The organism is Bacillus haikouensis, assembly GCF_013179555.1.
GTDB lineage: Bacteria > Bacillota > Bacilli > Bacillales > Bacillaceae_B > Rossellomorea > Rossellomorea haikouensis_A.
The window spans coordinates 1-5842 of sequence record NZ_JABMCR010000255.1 but is presented as its reverse complement, the minus strand read 5'-3'; the positions used below and the strand labels follow the sequence as shown (position 1 = coordinate 5842).

At 44.4% G+C, this 5842-nt stretch carries 9 protein-coding genes; 8 read left to right on the top strand and 1 reads right to left on the bottom strand.

The genetic code is table 11. The annotated features are described in order from the left end of the window. Nucleotides 1-1280: APC family permease (locus tag HP456_RS18870; RefSeq protein WP_172253949.1), on the bottom strand; the 1280-nt coding region annotated here is incomplete at its 3' end. A gap of 137 nt (nucleotides 1281-1417) precedes the next feature. Here HP456_RS18870 and HP456_RS18865 point away from each other — a divergent pair. The 8 genes from HP456_RS18865 to HP456_RS18830 all read left to right on the top strand — a co-directional run. Then, nucleotides 1418-1786, top strand: a complete 369-nt coding sequence (locus HP456_RS18865; protein WP_172253947.1) for a DUF488 domain-containing protein — start codon at nucleotides 1418-1420, stop codon at nucleotides 1784-1786. Nucleotides 1787-2179: 393 nt separating this feature from the next. Next, a complete protein-coding gene (gene gvpA, locus HP456_RS18860; protein ID WP_172253945.1) occupies nucleotides 2180-2440 on the top strand; it encodes a gas vesicle structural protein GvpA in 261 nt (86 codons plus the stop codon). A gap of 43 nt (nucleotides 2441-2483) precedes the next feature. Further along, the gene (gene gvpT, locus HP456_RS18855) at nucleotides 2484-2963 is read left to right on the top strand and encodes a GvpT/GvpP family gas vesicle accessory protein (protein WP_172253943.1); all 480 of its coding nucleotides are present in this window, start codon (nucleotides 2484-2486) and stop codon (nucleotides 2961-2963) included. Between the two features lie 39 nt (nucleotides 2964-3002). After that, entirely contained in the window at nucleotides 3003-3494 is a 492-nt protein-coding gene (gene gvpQ / locus HP456_RS18850) for a gas vesicle protein GvpQ (RefSeq protein WP_172253941.1), read from the top strand. A gap of 23 nt (nucleotides 3495-3517) precedes the next feature. Continuing rightward, a complete protein-coding gene (gene gvpJ / locus HP456_RS18845) occupies nucleotides 3518-3778 on the top strand; it encodes a gas vesicle protein GvpJ (protein WP_172253939.1) in 261 nt (86 codons plus the stop codon). An 83-nt stretch (nucleotides 3779-3861) separates the two neighbouring features. Continuing rightward, nucleotides 3862-4128, top strand: coding sequence for a gas vesicle protein GvpO (gene gvpO, locus HP456_RS18840; protein WP_172253937.1), 267 nt, complete (start codon nucleotides 3862-3864; stop codon nucleotides 4126-4128). Between the two features lie 27 nt (nucleotides 4129-4155). Further along, complete coding sequence (gvpN, locus tag HP456_RS18835) at nucleotides 4156-5073, top strand: gas vesicle protein GvpN (protein WP_172253935.1); 918 nt, start codon at nucleotides 4156-4158, stop codon at nucleotides 5071-5073. 19 nt (nucleotides 5074-5092) lie between these two features. Continuing rightward, the coding region (locus HP456_RS18830) for a GvpL/GvpF family gas vesicle protein (protein ID WP_172253933.1) at nucleotides 5093-5842 on the top strand (750 nt) is incomplete at its 3' end.

The following is a 5842-nucleotide window of genomic DNA, read 5'->3' as shown; positions in this document are numbered from 1 at the left end:
AAGAAATGTTCCCCTGTAAAGATAAGGATCATAAAGGCAAGCGATACGCCGACTACCAGCAGGTCTGATTGAGCTTTTACCCAGATGAAGGCTGCCAGGACAATGGCATCAAGGATGAGTGCAGACAGTACGATTACAGGGTTGGCACCCACTTTTCCTCTGAGATGCTTAAAGACGCCCCAATGGATCATCATATCCATGACAAGGTAAAGGATGGCCCCCATGGAAGCGATCCTGCTTAAATCAAAGAATATGGTCAGGGCCATTGCTGAGACGATCGTGTAGACAAGCGTGTGCTTTTGGATACTGCCCGGCATGCCGAAATGCTTATGCGGAATCAATTTCATATCTGTCAGCATGGCGAGCATCCGGGATACGGCAAATACACTGGCAATGATCCCTGTTATGGTAGCGATGATGGCAATAATGACGGTGAACCAGAGTCCCGCTCCTCCGAATGCAGGTCTGGCCGCTTCAGCCAGCGCATAATCCTTCGCTTTGATGATTTCTGTAAGGGATAAATTGCTGGAAACTGCCCAGGCAAGCATCAGGTAGACGACCAGACTAATCAAGATCGAGATCGTAATCGCCCTTCCTACATTCTTCTTTGGATGGTTGATTTCCGAACCGCTATTGGTGATGGTTGTAAAGCCTTTGAATGATAGAATCGTTAAGGCGACAGCCGCAATATAACCGGCCATTGAAGGTTCAGGTGGATTCGCGCCGCCTTCTGCCTGCTGAAACGTGAATCCTGCAACCCATAAACCGGCCAACGCAAACACGGCCAAGCCTGCAATCTTAACCAGAGAAGCGATACCGGTAAACGTCTGGATGAAACTGTTTCCTGAAATATTCACAAGGAAAGCAAACGTTAATAAGCCCACACCGAGTAATGGTATAAGGAAATTTGACTGTTCCCCATCAACAAGCTGCAGTGTATAGGTTCCGAAAGTCCTTGCCACAAGGCTCTGGTTAATGACCATCGAAAAAGCCATTAACAGCGCCGCAGAAGCCGTTAATGTTCCTTTTCCGTAAGCTTTCACCAAAAACATTCCAATTCCGCCTGCTGAAGGGTATTTGTTACTCATTTTTACATATGAATAGGCACTGAACCCTGTTACCATTCCCCCGGCAATAAAAATTAGCGGAAACCAGGAGCCTGAAAGTTCTGCCACTTGGCCGAGAAGTGCGAAAATCCCGGCACTGATCATCACCCCGGTTCCGAGTCCGATTGCACCGGTAAGTGATATGCTTTCTTTCTTGTAATTTGAACCTGACATGTTTCCACCTCTCCAGTTAGAATTTCTTGTGTATTGTTGTGTATACCACCAGTTTTTGCATATTAAATGCAGAACTCTCGAAAAATCGTTCAAATAAACCGTTTCCGGGTATAGATAAACGAAAGGAGTGAAAATAAATGCCGGTAGAAATTAAACGTGCATATGAAGAAAAATCAGATCAAGACGGTGTGCGTATTCTCGTCGACAGGCTTTGGCCGAGGGGAAAATCAAAGGGAGAACTGGGGATCGATCATTGGATGAAACAGGTGGCTCCCTCTCCTGACTTGCGCAAATGGTTCGACCACGACCCAGATAAATTTAGTGAATTTAAGGAGAAATATAAAGATGAACTCCGCCATGATGAAGAGAAAGCGGAAGCCATGGAAGAATTGAAGAAGATTGTGAAGAATCATTCCAAGGACGTAAGCCTGATTTATGGCGCAAAGGATTCCACCTGTAATCATGCGATTGTACTAAAAGAAATCCTCGATCACCAGAGGGTATAGCAAAACAGAAGGGGCGTGTGCAGGATGATGAAGTGCACACGCCCCGTCCTTCCGTCCCCCCCTCCTCTTCCCTCTTTATGTGAATGAACCAACTCGAAACAAAATTCATTGAAATGTAACATAATTGTCTTAATTGTTTTGAGTAAAAAGAATTCTCCTGCAAAAACGTTGAAATTCCAGCATCCCCATTGTTACAAAAATTTATTGACACCATTAAACAAGTATAAAATATACCAGTTATTTTCAAAAATTATCCAGCTATGGTTTTGAGCTCGGATGAAGGAGGTAAACACGGTGTAAACAACTTCATACGATCTCAGTGAAATTGGCCTTTGTGAACGCCTGTATTAAAAGGTTTAACCAGGCAACTTCCAGTAAGAGAGGAGTGAAAGGATGAGTATTCAAAAGAGTACAGACAGTTCCAGTCTTGCAGAAGTCATTGACAGGATTTTGGATAAAGGGATTGTGATAGATGCATTTGCACGTGTTTCTCTTGTCGGGATTGAAATAATCACGGTAGAAGCAAGAGTGGTCATTGCAAGTGTGGATACTTGGCTGCGCTATGCTGAAGCAGTCGGCCTCCTCCGTGATGAGGTTCAGGAAGAAGGTCTTCCCAAGCAGGACAATGAGAGAAACAACCAATTCAGCATTTAACCATGCGTAAATATAAAAAGCGATAAGAAAAGAGGATGAAAAGATGGCAGAGAAAGAAAAGACGGATAAAAGTGATAAACAGGAAGAAACGACAAATAATCAAAGCAAAGATGGAGGAAGGACTCCTATGAAAGTGAACTACGCCATCATCGGCGGTGTAGTAGGAGCCGGTGTCGGACTGCTCAGCCATCCCGAAACGGGAAAAAAGGTAGCGAGCGGACTGGGTAAATCAGAGGTCATGCGGATCGCAGGGTATGAATTGCGAAGGACGGCACAGGAGTTCATCACCGAACAGGCGATGGTGACCTTAAGGCAGACGGCTGCAGGGTATATGAACAAATATGAGAACGGCATATTGCCATTCAATAAGAAAAAAGAAGAAGCGGAAGATCAGCAGGAAGAAACATCTTCCGGACAGCAAAACGACGATATTGAAGAAATCAAAGAAGAAAACAAGAATCTTAATGAGCGACTGGATCGAATCGAAGAAATGCTCAGCAGTCTTGTGGAATCCAAAAAATAGTGAATCAGCTGCTATGAGCGTTTCCTAAGGGGGGATGACATGAGTAAATCTGCAGCAAAAAAAGCCGCCGGCAAAATGGCTGGAAAAGTCGTCGAGCACACCCCTGAACCGGTTAAGGAAAAAGTGAAGGACAAGGTCAAGGAAAAAGCCAAGGAGAAATTTGTAGAAGGCGTCCAGGACAAAGTCGAAGGCGGCATTCAATCCAAAGCGAAAGAAGCTTCCGAAAAGCTTGCATCGGCTAAAGAGAAGAATGCCGATAAGGTACACACTAAAGCTGAGGAAGCGAAGGAGAAAGTGCAGGATGTCCTGCTCTCGGTCCGGGAAAAGCTGGGTAATGCCAAGGAAGCCGGTGAAGAATTTCAAGAAAGGATTTCTTCATCGAACAAGGACAAATCCAGGCTCAAAGGAGTTTCGGATCTAAAAGGAGTCAATGATATCAAGAGCTCAAACAACATCAAGAGCTCTACGGACATCAAAAGCTCAACCAATATTAAATCATCGACAGATATTAAAACAATCAGTTCAAGATAGCAGCTTTGAAAGGAGAATGATCAATGGCAATTCAAAAGAGTACAAACAGTTCAAGTTTAGCAGAAGTTATTGACAGAATTCTTGATAAAGGGATTGTAATCGATGCCTTCGCCCGCGTATCAGTAGTGGGAATTGAAATTCTGACAGTTGAAGCAAGGGTTGTCATCGCAAGCGTTGATACATGGTTGCGATATGCAGAAGCAGTCGGTCTGCTTCGGGATGAGGTGGAAGAAAACGGTCTTGCAACCCAGGAAAATGAAAGAAGTTCACAATTCAGTATTTAAAGCCTGGCTGAAGGGAATGGAAAAAGGGGGTCCCATCGGATCACCCTTTCTCCCTTTTTCATGTCTAGAGTAAGGAGGCATTTATGAAAATCAAAGAGATCATAGCGAATGTATCTGATTTCTTCAATGAACATGTCGCACCCGTCCATAAGATTACTTCGGTTGAAGTAAGGGAAGAAGAAGGCTGGCGTGTGATGGTTGAAGTGATTGAAGAAAAAGAATACATGAAGAAATATGCAAAAGACGAAATGGTGGGGACATATGAAGCCCTGCTCGATAAAGAAAAAGAAGTGATCTCGTTCAAGCGGCTTGATATCCGTTACAGAAGCGCGATTGGACAGGAAATGTAGGGCAAGTGAGTAGGAGGGAAAGCCAACGTGACAGTCTTACGGAACAATAGCAAAAAAGACAGCAGGGCCTTGGTTCAGGATGATGAAACAAAGGAATTGATGACCCGTTCGCTGCACTACCTTAAAGCTGGTTATCCCGTACATTTTACAGGACCTTCCGGAGCAGGGAAGACTTCCTTTGCGCTCACTTTAGCCAAGAAAAGAAAACGCCCTGTCATGCTCATACACGGCAACCATGAGTTGAATAACAGAGATTTGATCGGCGATTTTACGGGTTATACAAGTAAAAAAGTTGTCGACCAATACGTACGCTCTGTTTATAAAAAAGATGAAAGTGTGACAGAGACCTGGAGGGACGGCCGACTTCTGGAAGCGGCTAAAAACGGCTATACACTCGTCTATGATGAATTCACGAGATCACAGCCGACGACCAATAATATCTTTTTATCCATTTTGGAAGAGGGAGTCATCCCATTATACGGAACGAAATTGACGGAGCCGTTTGTGAAGGTCCATCCGGAATTTTCGGTCATCTTTACAAGTAATCCTGCAGAATATGCAGGTGTATATGATACGCAGGATGCACTGCTGGACAGGATGATCACCATCCCGGTTGATTTCATGGACAGTGAAAGGGAAGCACTGATCGTATCGGAGAAAGCAGACCTTGTGAAAGAAGAAGCAAGGACTATCACCTCGATCATCTCTCGACTGCGTGATCAATGTACGAAGGAAAATGAACATGGGCCGAGCTTGCGAGCTTCATTGATGATTGCAAGGCTTGCCATTGAGTTGGACATTCCCATAGATGGGGAAAACGAAGAATTTCAACGTCTATGTGTCGATATAGCAGGAAATAGCATGACGCGCGGCATCGAAGCCGATAACCCCACAGAAAAAGCGGAACAGTTGATTATAGATGCATGCAGGGGCATGAACCGATAAACAAAGGAGAGTCTAACCCATGAGCCAAGAGAATGGAATTTATATATTTTGTGCAATCCAGACAGATAAAGAAGGACAGTTCGGAACAGTGCAACTTGAAGGAGAAACGCGTGAAGTCTTCACCATTCACTATAAAGATGCAGCGATGGTGGCGGCTGAAGTGCCGATGAAGATCTACCATCCGAAGAAAGACAATCTGCTTATGCACCAGGAAACGGTATCCAGCGTAATGAGCAGAAATGATACGGTCATCCCGATCAGCTTCGGAAACGTTTTTCAAAGCGAAGACGATGTAAAGGCACTTCTTGAAAACCTTTACCCACAATTCGAGAACCTTTTCCCGGCGATCAAAGGAAAAATCGAACTGGGCTTAAAAGTCATAGGAAAGAAAGAATATCTTGAAAAAATGGTAAAGGAACATCCGGAAATGGAAAAAATGTCTTCTCAAGTGAAAGGCAAATCCGAATCAGCGGCTTACTATGAACGCATCCAACTCGGAGGCATGGCCCAAAAGATGTTTGCCTCACTCCAAAACGAGATGAAACAGGAAGTATTTGTACCTCTTGAAGAAACGGCCGAGGCAGCAAAGGCAAACGAACCCTCAAGTGAAACGATGCTAATGAATGCGGCGTTCCTGGTCGATCGCGACAAAGAAGAATTATTTGACCAGAAGGTGAATGAAGCACATGAAAAGTGGAAGGATAAGGTCGACTTTCATTACAGCGGACCATGGCCGGCATATAACTTTGTCAATATCCGCTTAAAGGTT